Source organism: Streptomyces sp. NPDC050422 (genome assembly GCF_044458665.1).
Lineage (GTDB): Bacteria > Actinomycetota > Actinomycetes > Streptomycetales > Streptomycetaceae > Streptomyces.
Genome location: NZ_JBITIE010000032.1, coordinates 1 through 15,822, shown reverse-complemented (window position 1 = coordinate 15,822; position 15,822 = coordinate 1). Strand labels below are relative to the sequence as shown.

The window sequence follows — 15,822 nt, the reverse complement described above, 5'->3', positions numbered from 1 at the left end:
CCGGGTGAGAGGGACCGACGTTGCCACACGAGACGATTGCCGAGCAGCTGCTCGCCCGCGCCGGGGACGACCACCCGGGCCTGCTGACCCGTGACGGGTCCTGGACCTGGGGAGAGGTGGTCGAGGAGAGCGCGGCCCGCGCCGCCTGGGCCCGGAAACTGCGCACCGACGGGCCGTTCCACATCGGCGTACTCCTGGACAACGAACCCGAGTACGTCTTCTGGCTGGGCGCCGCCGCCCTCGCCGGCGCAGCCGTCGTCGGCATCAACCCCACCCGCCGCGGCGCCGAACTCGAGCGCGAGGTACGGCACACCGACTGCCAGGTGATCGTCACCGACCGGGCGGGCGCCGCCCTGCTCGACGGACTGGACATCGGCGTGGACCCGGACCGCTTCCTCGTCATAGACACACCGGAGTACGAGGACCGCCTTGCCGCGTACGCCGGCCTGCCCGCCCTCGCCCCCGGCGTCACCGCCACCACCCGGATGCTGCTGCTCCTCACCTCCGGCACCACCGGCACCTCGAAGGCGGCGATCTGCTCGCAGGGCCGGCTGGCCGCACTCGGCGCCGCCAACAGCGCGAAGTACGACATCACCCGCAAGGACACCTGCTACTGCCCGATGCCGCTGTTCCACGGCAACGCGCTGATGGCCCTGTGGGCCCCCGCCCTCTCCGCCGGCGCCACGATCGCCCTCACTCGCAAGTTCTCCGCCTCCGGATTCCTCCCCGACGTGACGCACTTCGGCGCCACCTACTTCACGTACGTCGGCAAGGCGATCGGCTACATCCTGGCCCGCCCCGAGACCCCCGGCGACGCCGGTAACCGGCTCACCCACGCCTTCGGCACCGAGGCCTCGCCCGAGGACGCGACCCGCTTCCTGGACCGCTTCGGCTGCCGCCTCGTCGAGGGCTACGGCTCCAGCGAGGGCGCCGGCATGCTCAAGCGCGTCCCCGACGCGCCCACGGGCGCGCTCGGCAGGCCGGCCCGGGACGGCGTCCGCATCGTGCACCCCACGAACCGGACCACCTGCCCGCCCGCCGTACTCGACTCCTACGGCCGGGTTCGCAATCCGGAGGAGGCCATCGGGGAGATCGTCGACACCGAGGGCGCCGCCCGCTTCGAGGGCTACTACAACAACGACGCGGCGAACGCCGAACGCGTCCGGCACGGCTGGTACTGGACCGGCGACCTCGGATACGTCGACGAGGCCGGCTACTTCTACTTCGCGGGCCGGTCCGGCGACTGGATCCGCGTCGACGGCGAGAACATCTCCGCCCTGCTCACCGAACGCATCCTGCGCAGGCACCCCGGTGTCATCGACGCCGGAGTCTTCGGCGTACCCGACCCGCGCTCCGGCGACCAGGTCATGGCCGCCGTCGAGATCGCCGCCGGCAGCCGGTTCGAGGACCTGGACCTGCCCGGCTTCCTGGACCGCCAGGAGGACCTGGGCACCAAGGGAGCCCCCCGCTTCGTCCGTGTCTCCCACGCACTGCCGGCCACCGCCTCCAACAAGCTGCGCAAGAAGGAGATGCAGATGGACGGCTGGCGCACCGGCGACCCGGTGTACCGCTGGGCGGGCCGGGGCCGGCCCGCGTACACGCCGATGACCGACGAGGAGAAGGCCGCGCTGCGCGGCGAGTTCCATGCCAACGGGCGCGCACGATTCCTTCCCTGACGTGACGTCATGAACCAGCGGCACCGAGCGAGGAGAACCACACATGCAACTGCGCGAGAGCGCCGCGCACCAGGAGCTGCGGCGGGAACTGCGGGCGTACTTCGCGGGACTGATGCCCGAGGACGAGCGCCGTCGCGTCGGCGAGGAGGGCGTGGGCGGCGACCGCTTCCGTGAGGTCGTCAAGAGGCTCGGCTCCGACGGCTGGCTGGGCATCGGCTGGCCCACCGAGTACGGCGGCCAGGGCCGGTCGGTCGAGGATCAGTACGTCTTCTTCGACGAGGTCCAACGGGCGGGCCTGCCCTTCCCGTTCGTCACGGTCAACACCGTCGGCCCGACCCTGATGGCGTACGGCTCCGAGGAGCACCGGAAGCGGTTCCTGCCCGGTATCCTTTCCGGCGACATCGTCTTCGCGATCGGCTACACCGAGCCCGGGGCCGGCACCGACCTCGCCTCGCTGACCACCCGCGCGGCCCGGGACGGCGACAGTTACGTCGTCGACGGCAGCAAGATCTTCACCAGCGGCGCCAACACCGCCGACTACGTGTGGCTCGCCGCCCGCACCGATCCGGATGCCCCCAAGCACAAGGGCATCTCCATCCTGATCGTGCCCACCGCCGACGACGGCTTCTCCTGGAGCCCCATCCGCACCGTCGGCGGCATGGTCGTCACCGCGACGTACTACAGCGGGGTGCGCGTCCCGGCCGCCGACGTGGTCGGTGACGTGGACGGCGGCTGGCGGCTGATCACCGCCCAGCTGAACCACGAACGCATCGGCCTCGCCGCCCTCGGCGGCCGCATGATCCAGCTGTGGGAACGGGTCCTGGACTGGGCCCGGGACAACGGCACGGCCGACATCCCGTGGGTGCGGCAGGAGTTCGCGCGTACGTACGCCCGGCTGGAGGCGATGCGGCTGATGAACTGGAAGATGACGTCCGCCGTCGCCCGCGACGCGCTGACCGGCGCCGACGCGGGCGCCGCCAAGGCGTACGGGACCGAGACCCACATCGCAGTCCAGCGCGGGCTGACCCAGATCCTCGGCGCCGCGGGCCGCATCCGGCCCGAGTCACCGGGCGCCGTCCTCGCCGGACAGGTCGAACAGCTCTCCCGGCAGGGCATCGTGAACACCTTCGGCGGCGGAGTCAACGAGATCCTGCGCGACATGGTCGCGACCCAGGGACTCGGGCTGCCGCGCAAGGGACGCGGCGCATGACCGGGCACGGCGAGCAGCCGCAGTCGGAGTACGAGCAGCGCCTCCAGGCCTTCACCGGGCGCGAACTGCGGGCCGCCACCCCGGCGCAGGACCCCGTCAACCAGCCGATGATCCGGCACTGGGCCGAGGCGATGGGGGACACCAACCCGGTGTACACCGACGCCGAGGCGGCCCGCGCCACCGGCCGCGAGGGGGTGGTCGCACCCGCGTCGATGGTCCAGGCCTGGACGATGCGGGGGTACGCGGCCACGACCGCCCCGCCGGACGGCGGCACGAACGGCTTCGACGAGCTCGTCGCCCTGCTCGACGAGTGCGGCTACAGCTCCGTGGTGGCGACCGACTCGGAGTTCACCTTCCTGCGGGAGCTGGTCCCCGGGGATCACGTCGCCGTCCGCGAGAGCGTCGATTCGGTCTCGGCGGAGAAGAAGACCGGCCTCGGCACCGGACGGTTCGTCACCACCCTCAAGACCTACACCGATCAGCACGGCGAGACGGTCGCCACCCAGAGGTGGCGCACCCTGAGGTTCCGGCCCGCGCCCGAAACGGAGCCGGCTCCGGCTCCGGAGCCGGTCCCCGCCCTGCGTCCGCGCCCGGCCGTCAACCGCGACAACGCCTTCTTCTTCGAGGGCGCGCAGCAGCACCGGCTGCTCATCCAGCGCTGCGCCTCCTGCTCCGCACTGCGCCACCCCCCGGGGCCGTGCTGCCCCGCGTGCGGCTCACTGGAGTGGGACACCGTCGAGGCCGCCGGCCACGGCCATGTGTACAGCTTCGTCGTGAACCACCATCCACGGCACCCGGCCTTCGACTCGCCCTACCTCGTCGCCGTCGTCGAACTCGCCGAAGGCACCCGGATCGTCACCAACCTGACCGGTGTCGCCCCCGACGAGGTCACCATCGGCATGGCCGTGGTCCTCGACTGGCTCGACGCCGACCCCGAACTGACCCTGCCGGTGTTCCGGCCCGCCCCGACGGAGGCGCCCTGATGGATTTCTCCCTGGGAGAAGAGCTCGAAGCAGTCCGTGACCTGGCGCGCGAGATCCTGACCGACCGCGTCACGCCCGAGCGGCTGCGTGAGGTCGAGACCTCGGCGAGCCGCGTCGACGAACAGCTGTGGGCGGACCTCGCCACGGCCGGGCTGCTCGCGGCCGTCCTGCCCGAACCGGACGGCGGGGCGGGCCTCGGCATGGCCGGGCTCTGCGTCCTCCTGGAGGAACAGGGCCGCCGCGTGGCCCCGTTGCCGCTCTGGCCCGCGCTGACCGGCGCTCTCGCCGTGGCGGCGTACGGAACCGCGGCGCAGCGGTCCCGGCTGCTGCCGGACATCGCGGACGGTACGGACCGGCTGACCGTCGCCCTGGAGGAGTTCGGCCCCGCCGAGCCCCTGGCGCCTCGCACGGCCGCGGCCGCCGACGGACCGGGATGGCGTGTCAGCGGGGTCAAGGCCGTGGTGCCCGCGCCCGCCGGCGCACGGCACGTCCTGGTGACGGCCGCGACCGAGTCCGGGCCCGGCCTCTTCCTCGTCGCCTCGGACGCCCCGGGCGTGAGCTGGGAGTACGCGGAGACCACCAGCCACGACATGAGCGCCCACCTCACCCTGCACGACGCCCCGGGCGAGCCCGTCGGCACCCCGGGCGACGGGGCCGCCGCGCACCTCGTGCGGAACGCCTTCGTCGCCCTGGCCGCCGTCCAGACCGGCGTGGCCGACGGGGCGCTGGCCCACGCGGCCGGGCACCTGCGCGAGCGGGAGCAGTTCGGCCGTCCGCTCGCCACGTTCCAGGCCGTCCAGCACCAGCTCGCCGACTGCTACATCGATATCGAGGCGATGCGGGTCACCCTCTGGCAGGCCGTGGACTCACTGGAGGAACCCTTCGACGCGTCGAGCGCCGACCGGGCCGCGGCGGTCGCCAAGTGGTGGGCCACGGAAGGGGGACTGAACACCGTGCACCGCGTTCAGCACGTGCACGGCGGCATCGGCGTCGACACCGACTACCCGGTGCACCGCCACTTCCTGTGGGGCAAGCAGATCTCCACCACCCTGGGCGGCGCGGGCGCCGACCTCGAACGCCTCGGAGCCCTGCTGACCGGCACGGCGGTGTCCTCATGACCCCGCCCCCGCGCACCCTCCCGCCGTCCCGCACCTACGACTCGGTGGCCGTCGGCGACGTACTCCCCGAGCTGTCGATCCCCCTCACCCGCACCCTGATCGTCGCCACCGCCCTCGCGAGCCGCGACTACCAGGACGTCCACCACGACCCCGAACTGGCCCGGGAACGCGGCTCCAAGGACATCTTCATGAACATCCTGACCAGCAACGGCCTCGTCGACCGGTACGTCACCGGCTGGGCCGGACCCGCCTGTGTCGTCAAGGCCATCCGGATCAGGCTCGGCGCGCCCAACCACCCCGGGGACACCATGGTGCTCACCGGCACGGTGACCGCGAAGTCGGACGCGGACCGCCGCGTCGAGATCGCGGTCACGGGCGCCAACAGCCTCGGTGCACATGTCACCGGGAGCGTCTCGGTGCAGCTGTCGGGGGATGACCGATGAGCACCCTTGCGCTGTCCGGGGCTGCCGCCGTGGCCGGCATCGGCGCCACCGAGTTCTCCAAGAACTCCGGGCGCAGCGAACTCCAGCTCGCCTGCGAGGCCGTGCTCGCCGCCCTCACGGACGCGGGTCTGAAACCCTCTGACGTGGACGGTCTTGTCACCTTCACCGCGGAGACCAACGCCGAGAACCACGTGGCGCGCAACACCGGAATGGGCGACCTCACCTTCTTCTCCCGCATCGGGTACGGCGGCGGAGCCGGCTGCGCCACCGTGCAGCAGGCGGCCATGGCCGTGGCGACCGGGGTCGCCGACGTGGTCGTCTGCTACCGGGCGTTCAACGAACGCTCCGGCGAGCGGTACGGGCTCGGGCAGGCCGCCCGCCCCATGGACACCACCGCGGACCGGGCGGCGTACGCCTGGATGACGCCCTTCGGGCTGAGCACCCCCGCCCAGTGGGTGGCCATGTTCGCCCGCCGCTATCTGCACGAGTACGGCGCCACCACCGACGACTTCGGCCGCGTGGCCGTGGTCGACCGCAAACATGCGGCGAACAACCCGGCGGCCTGGTTCCACGGCCGCCCCATCACCCTCCAGGACCACCGGGACTCCCGCTGGATCGCCGAACCGCTGCGGCTGCTGGACTGCTGCCAGGAGACCGACGGCGGACAGGCCCTGGTGATCGTCTCCGCCGAACGCGCCCGCGACCTGCCGCACCCGCCTGCGATGATCCGTTCGGCGGCCCAGGGGCTCGCGGCCGACCAGCACATGATGACCAGCTACTACCGGCCGACGATCACCGGGATCCCCGAAATGGGGCTCGTAGGACGACAGTTGTACGCGCAGAGCGGCCTCGGTCCCGACGACATCGACGCGGCCGTGCTCTACGACCACTTCACCCCGCTGGTCCTCCCGCAACTGGAGGAGCTGGGCTTCTGCAAGCCCGGCGAGGCCAAGGACTTCATCGCCGACGGCCACCTCGAGCTCGGCGGCCGGCTGCCCTTCAACACCCACGGCGGGCAGCTCGGCGAGGCGTACCTGCACGGAATGAACGGCATCGCCGAGGGCGTCCGGCTGGTCCGCGGCACCTCGGTGAACCAGCCGGACAAGGCCGACCACGTCATGGTCACCGCCGGCACCGGAGTACCCACCAGCGGTCTGATCCTGGGAGCCGACCGATGACCGTCTCCCCGTGGGAGGGCCGTGAACTCGGCACCCGTACCGTCTCCTGGACCGAGCGGGACGCGACCCTGTACGCACTCGCGGTCGGCGCCCCCGCCGACCGGCTCGACCTCGTGTACGAGGAGCGGCTGAGGGTCCTGCCCACCTTCGCGCTGACCCTGGCCCAGTGGGCGCCCGACGCGCTCGGCGAGCTCGGCGCCTTCGACACCACCACGGCCGTGCACGGCAGCCAACACCTCCTCGTGCACCGTCCGTTGGCTCCGTCCGGGAAGCTGGACACCACGGCACGGGTCTCCGCCGTCCGGGACAAGGGCGCCGCCGCCGTCTTCGACGTCGAGGTGTCCTGCGCGCACTTCACAGCCACCTGGTCGATCTTCGCACCGGGCTGCGGGGGCTTCGGCGGCGAACGCGGCCAGTCCGCCCCGCGCCGCCCGGACCGCCCCGCCGAACACGCCCTCACCGTCTCCACGCACGCCCGGCAGGCGGCCTTCTACCGGCTGCTCGGCGACCGGCACGCCATGCACATCGACCCGGAGGCGGCGAAGGCGGCCGGGATGGACCGGCCCTTCCTGCACGGGCTGTGCACCCTCGCCGCGAGCCTGCTTCCGCTGGCCGACGCCCTGGGCGTGCACCCGGCCGAACTGACTGAACTGGACGCCCGGTTCGCCGCACCGGTGTTCCCCGGCGACCGGCTCGGCCTGAGCGGCTGGGCCGACGCCCCCGGCGACGACAACCCCCACGACCGCGCCGTGCGCTTCGAGGCGACGGCCGACGACGGCCGTGCGGTGCTCACAGGCGGCCGGGCCCGCTTCCGCCCCACCACCCCCGACCGGACGGAGAACCCCGATGCTTGATCCCGTACAGCGCGCCGAGGCCGCCGCGGCGCTGTGGGCCGCCCAGCAGGGCCGCAGCCCCGTGGAGCCGCTCACCACCACTTTCCCGCGCATCGACGCGGCCGACGCCTACGAGATCCAGCTGATCAACATCCGCCGGCAGCTGGCCGAAGGCCGTACCGTCCGCGGGCACAAGGTCGGTCTGTCCTCGAAGGTCATGCAGCAGATGATGGGAGTCGACGAGCCGGACTACGGCCATCTGCTCTCCGACATGGTGCTGCCCCAGGAGGTCCCCGTCGAGGCCGACCGCTACTGCTACCCGCGGATCGAGGTCGAGATCGGCTACGTGCTGGGCCGCAGCCTGCCGGGGGAGGACTGCACCACCGAGGACGTCCTGGCGGCCACCGAGTACATCGTCCCGAGCCTCGAACTCATCGACAGCCGGATCAGGGACTGGCGGATCGGGCTCGCCGACACCATCGCCGACAACGCGTCGTCCGCCGGGGTGATCCTCGGCTCCGCCCGGGTGCGGCCCGGCGACCTGAACCCGGCCGACATCGAGGCCGTCCTGCACCGGGACGGCGAGGAGATCGCCCGGGGCAACACCAGTGCGGTGCTCGGCGACCCCACCGAGGCCGTCGCCTGGCTGGCCCGCAAGGTCGCGTCCTTCGGGGTGCGGCTGGAGGCGGGACACGTGATCCTGCCGGGGTCGTGCACCAAGGCCGTCGACGTCAGGCCGGGGGAGAGCTACCGGGCCGACTTCGAGGGTCTCGGATCCGTCTCCGTCGGCTTCGTCCACTCCTGACGGGACAAGCCTGCGTCCACTCAACGGGACACCGCCCGGCCAAGAACTGAAATCAATACTAGTTTCGTGTGTGTGGCGCACCCCGGCGGAGGTTTCCCGGGGTGCGCCCGCGTATCCAGCGGACCGACGGAACATGGAATGAGGCAGCATGAGCGCGACGCACACCCCCTCGGCGAAGACCCTTCAGGGGCGCACCGCCGTCGTCACCGGTGCGGGAGCGGGGCTCGGCCGCGCCGAGGCACTGGCACTCGCGGCGCTCGGCGCCAATGTGGTGGTGAACGACATCGGCCCGGCGGCCGACGACGTGGCCGCCGAGATCAAGGCCCTCGGAACGGGGGCCGTGGCGGTGACCGGTGACGTCGGCGACTGGTCCATGGGCGACCGGCTGGTGCAGGCCGCCGTGGAGAGCTTCGGCAGCCTGGACATCGTCGTCAACAACGCGGGCGTCCTCCGCGACAAGATGCTGTTCAACCTCACCGAGTCCGACTGGGACGACGTCCTGCGGATCCACCTCAAGGGGCACGCCGCGGTCTCCCGTGCCGCTGCCGTGCACTGGCGCGCGGCTAGCAAGACGTCCGGCGCCCCGGTCTACGGCCGCGTGATCAACACCTCGTCCGAGGCCTTCCTGTTCGGGTCCCCGGGTCAGCCGAACTACTCCGCCGCCAAGGCCGGCATCACCGCGCTGACCCTCGCCACCTCGCAGGGCCTGGCCCGCTACGGCGTACGCGCCAACGCGATCTGCCCCCGGGCACGCACCGCCATGACCGCCGAGGCCTTCGGTGAGGGCGCGACCGCGCCAGGCGGCCTCGACATCATGGCTCCCGAGCGCGTCGCCACCCTCGTCGGGCACCTGGCCTCACCCGCCGCCGACGAGATCAACGGGCAGGTCTTCGTCGTCTACGGCGACATGGTCGCGCTGCTGGCCCCGCCCACCGTGGAACAGAAGTTCACCGCCGCGGACGGCACCTTCACCCCGGCCGAACTCGACGAGCAGCTGACGGCGTACTTCCGCGGCCGCGACCCGCACCGGACGTACGCCGCCTACGGCATCGCCGGACTCGACACCACGGGGACGCAGCAGGCACGGTGAACGACGCGCTGGCCCCGGCCGCCGGGGGCAGCGGCTGTGGTCAGCCGGCGTCCGGCCCCGGGGCGAGCAGCAGGTGGCACGCCATCCGCAGGTCGGCATCGGCCTCCTGCGGACTGAGCCGCTCGTTGAGCCGCGACTGCAGCACGCCGTACCAGAGCAGGATCAGCAGCCGCAGACGGGTGATGTGGTGGTCCGTGGGCTCCTCCACACCCCAGGCCCGCAGCAGCAGATCGATGAACCCCGAGTCGATCCGCGCCAGGTCCGGGACGGTCGAGGCGCGGGCCGCGTTCGCCGACTGGATCATCGCCGTGGCGAGGGCCGGCCTGCGCAGCAGGTTGCGCGTGGCGCTGCCCAGCGTCTCGAACACGGCGTCCTCGGGCGAGGTGCCCGCGGGGCGCTCGGGCACCCGCGCCGCGAACCCCTCGATCTGGTCGGCCATCAGCGCGGTGAACAGATGGGTCTTCGACGGGAAGTACCGGTACAGGGTGGCGATGGCGACCCCCGCCGACTTGGCGACCTCCTGCATCTGTACCCGCTCGAGACCCGTCGTGGCGGCGATGTCGGCCGCCACCTTCAGGATGCTCTGACGGCGTGCGCGCTGCCGGGGCGAACTGGGCTCGGCCCCGGCCCTGGCCTCGGCGATTCTGGGCACGCGTTCTCTCCCGGAGCTCGGTGGTGTCTACAGCTGCACAGACAATACGCCGGGCCCGGCCACGCGTCAGGTGCGCTCGCCCCGTCGTACCGCTCAGCGGGACCGGCCCCGCCGACGCGCGGCCGGGAAGGGTCTGCTGAGGCCGCACACCACCGAGCGGCAGGAGGGGTCATCCCATGCAGGACGGCCGGCAGGACTGGGACGCCACCCACGACGTGATCGTCGTCGGTTCCGGGGCGGGAGCGATGACCGGGGCCCTGACGGCCGCGGGCGACGGCCTCGACACCGTCGTACTGGAACGGACGGCGCTGCTCGGCGGCACCTCCGCCTACTCCGGGGCCGCCTGCTGGCTGCCCGGCACCCAGGTGCAGGAACGCGCCGGGCTCGACGACTCCACCGAAGCGGCCGACGCCTATCTGCGAGCCGTCACCGACGACGCCGAAGCGCCGCGCAGGGAAGCCTTCCTGCGGCACGCCCCCGAACTGGTGGCCCGGCTCGAACGCGACCCGGCGATCGAGTTCGAGTGGCGCGCCTTCCCCGACTACGTCGCCGCCCCCGGCCGCATGGACGCCGGCCGCTCGTTCGTCCCGCTGGACCTGGACCCGGAGCTGCTCGGCGAGCTCCTGCCCCTGGTACGTCCGGCGGTCGACCGGGACCGCGCGGGTCAGGGCCACCCCGCCGGCGCACCGCTGACCGCGGGCCGCGCCCTGATCGGCCGCCTCCTCCTCGCGGGCACCCGCACCGGCAACGCGCACATCCGCACCCAGCACCACGTCACCGGTCTCGTCACCGAGGACGGCCGGGTCACCGGCGTCGAGGCACAGACGCCGAACGGCACGGTCCGGGTGCGGGCCCGCCGCGGTGTGCTGCTGGCCGCGGGAGGCTTCGAGGGCGACGGCCCCCTGCGCGCCGAGCACCGGGTGCCCGGCGGGGCGGCCTGGAGCATGGCGCCGCGCGGGACCAACACCGGTGAGCTGCTGCGTGCCGCTGTCGAGGCCGGTGCCGCCACCGGCCTCATGGACGAGGCCTGGTGGTGCCCGGGGACCGAACTCCCCGACGGTTCGGCCGCGTTCACCCTTGGGCTGCGCGGCGGCCTGATGGTGGACGGCTCGGGGCGGCGGTTCGCCAACGAGTCGCTGCCGTACGACCGCATGGGCCGCGCCATCGCCGCCGCCCAGGAAGCGGACTCACCCGTCCACCTGGTCTTCGACTCACGCGCGGGCGGCGCCCTGCCGGCCATCACGGTTCCTCCCGTCGACCCGGCGGACGGCCTGGCGGCCGGCACCTGGGTGCGGGCGGACTCAGTGGCGGAGCTCGCGGGACTCATCGGCCTACCGGCCGACGCCCTGGCGGCGACCGTCACCCGCTTCAACGGCTTCGCGGCCGGTGGCACCGACGAGGACCACCACCGCGGCGAGGACCCGTACGACCTGTTCTTCGCCGACCGGTCAGCTGCCCCCGGGCCGAACCCGTGCCTGGTCCCGGTCGACCGGCCGCCGTACTACGCGGCCCGCCTCGTCCTCTCCGACCTCGGCACCAAGGGCGGTCTGCGCACGGACACCGACGCGCGCGTCCTCGACACGCGGGGGCGCCCGCTGGCCGGCCTGTACGCCGCCGGGAACACCGGCGCGTCCTTCACCGGCCGCGTGTACCCCGGCCCCGGCGTCCCCATCGGCACCGCCATGGTCTTCGCCTCACTCGCCGTCCGGCACATGGCCGGGCAGCCCGCCGACGCCGGCTGACCCGTCCCGACGTTCGGACCCGGACATCCCGGCCAGTGGGATGCCCGGGGCAAGCCCTCGGAAGAGCGCTCTACGGTCGCGGCACCGCGGCGGCCAGGACAAAGAGAGGTACTCGATGATCGACAAGAACGCGTACGGGCCCTGGGCGGTCGTCGCCGGAGGTTCCGAGGGAGTCGGCGCCTCGTTCGCCGACCAGCTCGCCGACGCCGGGATCAACCTGGTCCTCATCGCCCGCAAGCCGGGCCCCCTGAACGAGACCGCCGAGAAGGTGCGCGCCAAGGGCGTCGAGGTCCGCACGCTCGAACTCGACCTGCTCGACCCCGGGGCCCTGGACTCGGTCCGCGCGGTCACCGACGGTCTCGAGGTCGGCCTGCTGATCTTCAACGCGGGCGCCAACAGCTACGGCCACGAGTTCGTGTCCGGCGACCTGACACGTGTCCAGGGCGTCCTGGACCTCAACATCACCGCGCAACTCGCCCTCACCCACCACTTCGGCGCCCTGATGAAGGAACGGGGCCGGGGCGGCATCATGCTGGTCGGCTCGCTCTCCGGATACCTCGGACAGGCGCAGATCAGCGTCTACTCGGCGGCCAAGGCCTTCAGCCGGGTCTTCGCCGAGGGCCTGTGGCTGGAACTCCGGCCGCACGGTGTCCACGTCCTGGAGCTCGTCCTCGGCGTGACCCGGACCCCCGCCATGGAGCGCGCCGGGCTGCGCATGGACCTGCCCGGACTGCGGGTCGCGGAGCCGGACGACGTCGCCCGGGAGGGGCTGGAACACCTCGCCGACGGGCCCGTTCTGGTCGCCGGCGGGAACGCGGCGGCCGCGGAGAAGCGCAGCGGGTTCCCCCGCGGTGAGCTGGCACTGGCTGCCCACGAAGCGTCCAAGAAGATGCTGCCGCCCTCTTCCTGACGGTCCACCGGAGCATGCCCGCGCCGACCGTCCGTCCCCTCCCGGAGAGCAGATGAGCGAGACCGAGCACCCCCTCACGATCCCTGGCGCCCTCGGCCTCGCCGCGAGCCGGAACCCCGGCCGCGAGGCGGTCGTGGACGGTGATGTACGCCTGACCTGGGGAGAGTTGAGCGACCTGGTACGGGCAGCCGTGCAGTCCCTCATCGCGCTGGACATCCGGCCCGGCGACCGGATCGCCGTCTGGGCACCCAACAGTTACCGCTGGGTCGTCGCCGCACTCGCCGCCACGTCGGCGGGCGCGGTGCTGGTCCCCGTCAACACCCGCTACAAGGGCGCCGAGGCGCGCCTGCTGCTGCAACGCAGCGGTGCGCGGCTGCTGTTCGTCGAGAACGGATTCCTCGGCAAGGACTACCTGTCCATGCTGACCACCGGGGACGAGGGAACGGCCGAGCCCCGGCCGGCTGCGCTGGAACACGTGGTGACACTCGATGACACCACACCGTCCGGCACCCTGCCCTGGGAAGAGTTCCTCGGGCACGGGGCGCACCTGCCGGACGCCGAGGCCACGGCCCGTACGGCCGCCGTACAGCCCGACGACCCCTCCGACCTGCTCTTCACCTCGGGGACGACGGGCCGCCCCAAGGGCGCCCTGACCACCCACCGGCAGAACCTTGCCACCTACTGGGCCTGGAGCGGCCGGACCGGGGTCACGGGCGACGACCGCTACCTCGTCATCAACCCGCTGTTCCACTGCTTCGGCTACAAGGCCGGCGTGCTGGCCTGCCTGCTGCGGGGCGCCACGATGGTGCTGCAGCCGGTCTTCGACGTGGACCGGGCGCTGCGCGCCGTCGAGGCCGAGCGGATCACCGTACTGCCCGGCCCGCCCACCATCTACACGGAACTGCTGGACGCGCCGGGCCGGGGCCACTTCGACCTGTCGTCCCTGCGGCTGGCGGTGACCGGCGCGGCCGTCGTACCGGTCGCCCTCGTGCGGCGGATGCGTGCCGAACTCTTCCCCGAGGTGCTCACCGCGTACGGACTGACCGAGACCTGCGGCACGGTCACCGTGTGCTCGGCGGACGACGACGCCGAGACCGTGGCCCTGACCGCGGGCCGTCCGATCGACGGCACCGAGGTGCGCATCGCCGACGTCGCCCGCCGCCCGCTGCCGGCCGGTCAGGACGGCAGCATCCTGGTACGCGGATACCACGTGATGCACGGCTACCTGGACGATCCGGCGGCCACCGCGGCGGCCGTCGACGCCGACGGCTGGCTGGACACCGGCGACATCGGCCACCTCGACACCCGCGGCAACCTCGTGATCACCGGACGTACGAAGGACATGTTCGTGGTCGGCGGGTTCAACGTCTACCCGGCCGAGGTCGAGCAGGTGCTCGCCGGGCACGACTCCGTCGCCGAGGCCGCCGTGGTCGGCGTCCCGGACCCACGGCTCGGCGAGGTCGGTCGCGCGTACGTGACGGTGCGGCCGGGCACCGGGGCGGAGCCGGACGACCTCGTCGGCTACTGCCGCGAGCGGCTCGCCAACTTCAAGGTCCCCCGCGAGATCGTGGTCCTCGGGGCCCTTCCGCGCAACGCCACCGGAAAGGTGGACAAGGCCGTCCTGCGGACGGTCTGACCGACACGCCTCACCGGGCGACAAAGGTATGGAGGACGCACTGTGGGCAACGAGGTTCTGGAATCGGTACGCGCCCTGCTGCCGGCCATCGAGAAGCGGGCCGTCGCCACGGACGAGGCCCGGCGCATCCCGGATGTCACGATCCGCGAGCTGGCTGGGACCGGGGTGTTCCGGATGCTTCACCCGGCCCGGTTCGGCGGCCTGGAGGGCGATCCGGCCGACTTCTACGAAGTGGTGCGGGAGATCTCCGCGGTGTGCTGCTCCACGGGCTGGGTGACGTCCGTCCTGGGCGTCCATCCGTGGCAGCTGGGCCTGTTTCCCGAGCAGGCCCAGAAGGACGTGTGGGGCGAGGACCCGGACACGCTCATCTCCTCGTCGTACGCCCCCGTGGGCCGGCTCACCCCCGTCGAGGGCGGCTACGAACTGGCCGGCCGGTGGAGCTTCTCCTCCGGCTGCGAGCACGCGACATGGGCGCTGCTCGGTGCCCTCGTCGTCGGGGCGCAGGGGCGGCCGGTGGACTTCCTCACCGTCCTGGTGCCCCGGTCCGACTACCGCATCGAAGACATGTGGGACGTGGTCGGGCTGCGCGGCACCGCCAGCAACGACGTCGTCGTCGAAACGGCGTTCGTCCCCGCCCACCGGGTCCTGCGCAACTACGAACAGGCGCAGCTGAAGGTGCCGGGGCAGCAGGTCAACCCGGGGCCCCTGTACCGGCTGCCGTTCGGCGCGATCTTCACCAGCGCCGTCACCGCGCCGGTGATCGGGGCCGTTTCCGGCGGCTACGCCTCGTACGTGTCGCGGATGAAGGAGAGGGTGCGGCTCAGCCTGGGCGGCGGCAACTTCACCGAGGACCCGTTCGCCCAGGTCGCCATCGCGCGCGCCGCCTCCGACATCGACGCGACCGTGCTCCAGATGGACCGGAACATGCGCGAGCTGTCCGAACTCGCCGCCGCCGGGAAGGAGATCCCCATGGAGCTGCGGCTGCGCACCCGCCGTGACCAGGTCCGGGGCACCGAACGGGCCGTCGCCGCCATCGACCTGCTCTTCAAGACCGCCGGCGGCAACGCGCTGCGGCGGGGCAACCCCGTCGAACGTGCCTGGCGCGACGCCCACGCTGGCAGCGTCCACGTCGCCAACGACGTGGAGCGCGCCCTCGCCATGTACGGCCGCGGAGCCTTCGGCCTCACGGTCGAGGACAACCTGGTCTGAGCGCGCCCGCAGGCCGCTGTCCCCCGGCTGCGGAGCGCCGCTCGCGCCGGGACGGAGACGACGGGCAGGGCGAGGCCCACAGCGGCCGCGGCGAAGGCCCCGTACACGAGCGGGGCCTCGCCCCGTCAGGCCGCGCGGGCGCGGCCGTTGGGGGTGAAGCGACTCACGCAGCGACCCCTGCCAACGCGCCGGTACGGGAGGCAAGAGCGGCCATGCGTGCCGCGATCTGCTGCGCCGAGCCGTGTTCCAGGGAGCCGGCGAAGGTGCCGTCGGCGAGGAAGAGGACGCGGTCGGCCCAGGTGGCGGCGGCGGGGTCGTGGGTGACCATGACGACGGT

14 protein-coding genes and 1 pseudogene are annotated in these 15,822 nt (G+C 72.6%); 13 read left to right on the top strand and 2 right to left on the bottom strand.

What is annotated here, in order from left to right:
• Positions 1-20 precede the first annotated feature (20 nt).
• The 9 genes from ACIBJG_RS35415 to ACIBJG_RS35375 all read left to right on the top strand — a co-directional run bounded on the left by ACIBJG_RS35415 (position 21) and on the right by ACIBJG_RS35375 (position 9,336).
• Positions 21-1,676, top strand: a complete 1,656-nt coding sequence (locus ACIBJG_RS35415) for an AMP-binding protein (protein ID WP_399313991.1) — start codon at positions 21-23, stop codon at positions 1,674-1,676.
• Positions 1,677-1,719: 43 nt separating this feature from the next.
• Complete coding sequence (locus ACIBJG_RS35410) at positions 1,720-2,886, top strand: acyl-CoA dehydrogenase family protein (protein WP_399313989.1); 1,167 nt, start codon at positions 1,720-1,722, stop codon at positions 2,884-2,886.
• The gene (locus ACIBJG_RS35405; protein WP_399313987.1) at positions 2,883-3,869 is read left to right on the top strand and encodes a bifunctional MaoC family dehydratase N-terminal/OB-fold nucleic acid binding domain-containing protein; all 987 of its coding nucleotides are present in this window, start codon (positions 2,883-2,885) and stop codon (positions 3,867-3,869) included. The genes ACIBJG_RS35410 and ACIBJG_RS35405 overlap by 4 nt, the downstream gene beginning before the upstream one ends.
• Positions 3,869-4,987, top strand: coding sequence for an acyl-CoA dehydrogenase family protein (locus ACIBJG_RS35400; protein WP_399313985.1), 1,119 nt, complete (start codon positions 3,869-3,871; stop codon positions 4,985-4,987). Before ACIBJG_RS35405 ends, ACIBJG_RS35400 begins: the two co-directional genes overlap by 1 nt.
• Positions 4,984-5,430 (top strand): MaoC family dehydratase, encoded by a 447-nt coding sequence (locus tag ACIBJG_RS35395; protein ID WP_399313983.1) that lies wholly within the window; start codon positions 4,984-4,986, stop codon positions 5,428-5,430. The genes ACIBJG_RS35400 and ACIBJG_RS35395 overlap by 4 nt, the downstream gene beginning before the upstream one ends.
• The gene (locus ACIBJG_RS35390; RefSeq protein ID WP_399313981.1) at positions 5,427-6,608 is read left to right on the top strand and encodes a lipid-transfer protein; all 1,182 of its coding nucleotides are present in this window, start codon (positions 5,427-5,429) and stop codon (positions 6,606-6,608) included. The genes ACIBJG_RS35395 and ACIBJG_RS35390 overlap by 4 nt, the downstream gene beginning before the upstream one ends.
• Positions 6,605-7,462, top strand: a complete 858-nt coding sequence (locus ACIBJG_RS35385; RefSeq protein ID WP_399313980.1) for a MaoC/PaaZ C-terminal domain-containing protein — start codon at positions 6,605-6,607, stop codon at positions 7,460-7,462. The genes ACIBJG_RS35390 and ACIBJG_RS35385 overlap by 4 nt, the downstream gene beginning before the upstream one ends.
• Positions 7,455-8,246 carry a 2-keto-4-pentenoate hydratase gene (locus ACIBJG_RS35380; RefSeq protein WP_399313978.1) on the top strand — a complete coding sequence of 264 codons (792 nt, stop codon included), beginning with the start codon at positions 7,455-7,457 and terminating at the stop codon, positions 8,244-8,246. Before ACIBJG_RS35385 ends, ACIBJG_RS35380 begins: the two co-directional genes overlap by 8 nt.
• Before the next feature lie 148 nt (positions 8,247-8,394).
• A complete protein-coding gene (locus tag ACIBJG_RS35375) occupies positions 8,395-9,336 on the top strand; it encodes a 3-oxoacyl-ACP reductase (RefSeq protein ID WP_399313976.1) in 942 nt (313 codons plus the stop codon).
• Positions 9,337-9,376: 40 nt separating this feature from the next.
• On the opposite strand, the gene ACIBJG_RS35370 is transcribed toward ACIBJG_RS35375, so the two are convergent.
• A complete protein-coding gene (locus ACIBJG_RS35370) occupies positions 9,377-9,988 on the bottom strand; it encodes a TetR family transcriptional regulator (RefSeq protein ID WP_399313975.1) in 612 nt (203 codons plus the stop codon).
• A gap of 176 nt (positions 9,989-10,164) precedes the next feature.
• Here ACIBJG_RS35370 and ACIBJG_RS35365 point away from each other — a divergent pair, with 176 nt between their 5' ends.
• The 4 genes from ACIBJG_RS35365 to hsaA all read left to right on the top strand — a co-directional run bounded on the left by ACIBJG_RS35365 (position 10,165) and on the right by hsaA (position 15,485).
• Positions 10,165-11,730: an FAD-dependent oxidoreductase gene (locus ACIBJG_RS35365; RefSeq protein ID WP_399313973.1), complete on the top strand. Its 1,566-nt coding sequence runs from the start codon at positions 10,165-10,167 to the stop codon at positions 11,728-11,730.
• A gap of 115 nt (positions 11,731-11,845) precedes the next feature.
• Entirely contained in the window at positions 11,846-12,640 is a 795-nt protein-coding gene (locus ACIBJG_RS35360) for an SDR family NAD(P)-dependent oxidoreductase (RefSeq protein WP_399313971.1), read from the top strand.
• A gap of 52 nt (positions 12,641-12,692) precedes the next feature.
• Positions 12,693-14,276: a FadD3 family acyl-CoA ligase gene (locus ACIBJG_RS35355; RefSeq protein WP_399313969.1), complete on the top strand. Its 1,584-nt coding sequence runs from the start codon at positions 12,693-12,695 to the stop codon at positions 14,274-14,276.
• A gap of 42 nt (positions 14,277-14,318) precedes the next feature.
• Positions 14,319-15,485: a 3-hydroxy-9,10-secoandrosta-1,3,5(10)-triene-9,17-dione monooxygenase oxygenase subunit gene (gene hsaA, locus ACIBJG_RS35350; protein ID WP_399313967.1), complete on the top strand. Its 1,167-nt coding sequence runs from the start codon at positions 14,319-14,321 to the stop codon at positions 15,483-15,485.
• Positions 15,486-15,648: 163 nt separating this feature from the next.
• Here the strand turns inward: hsaA and ACIBJG_RS35345 are convergent.
• Positions 15,649-15,822, bottom strand: a pseudogene (locus ACIBJG_RS35345) (ABC transporter ATP-binding protein); the annotation flags it as partial.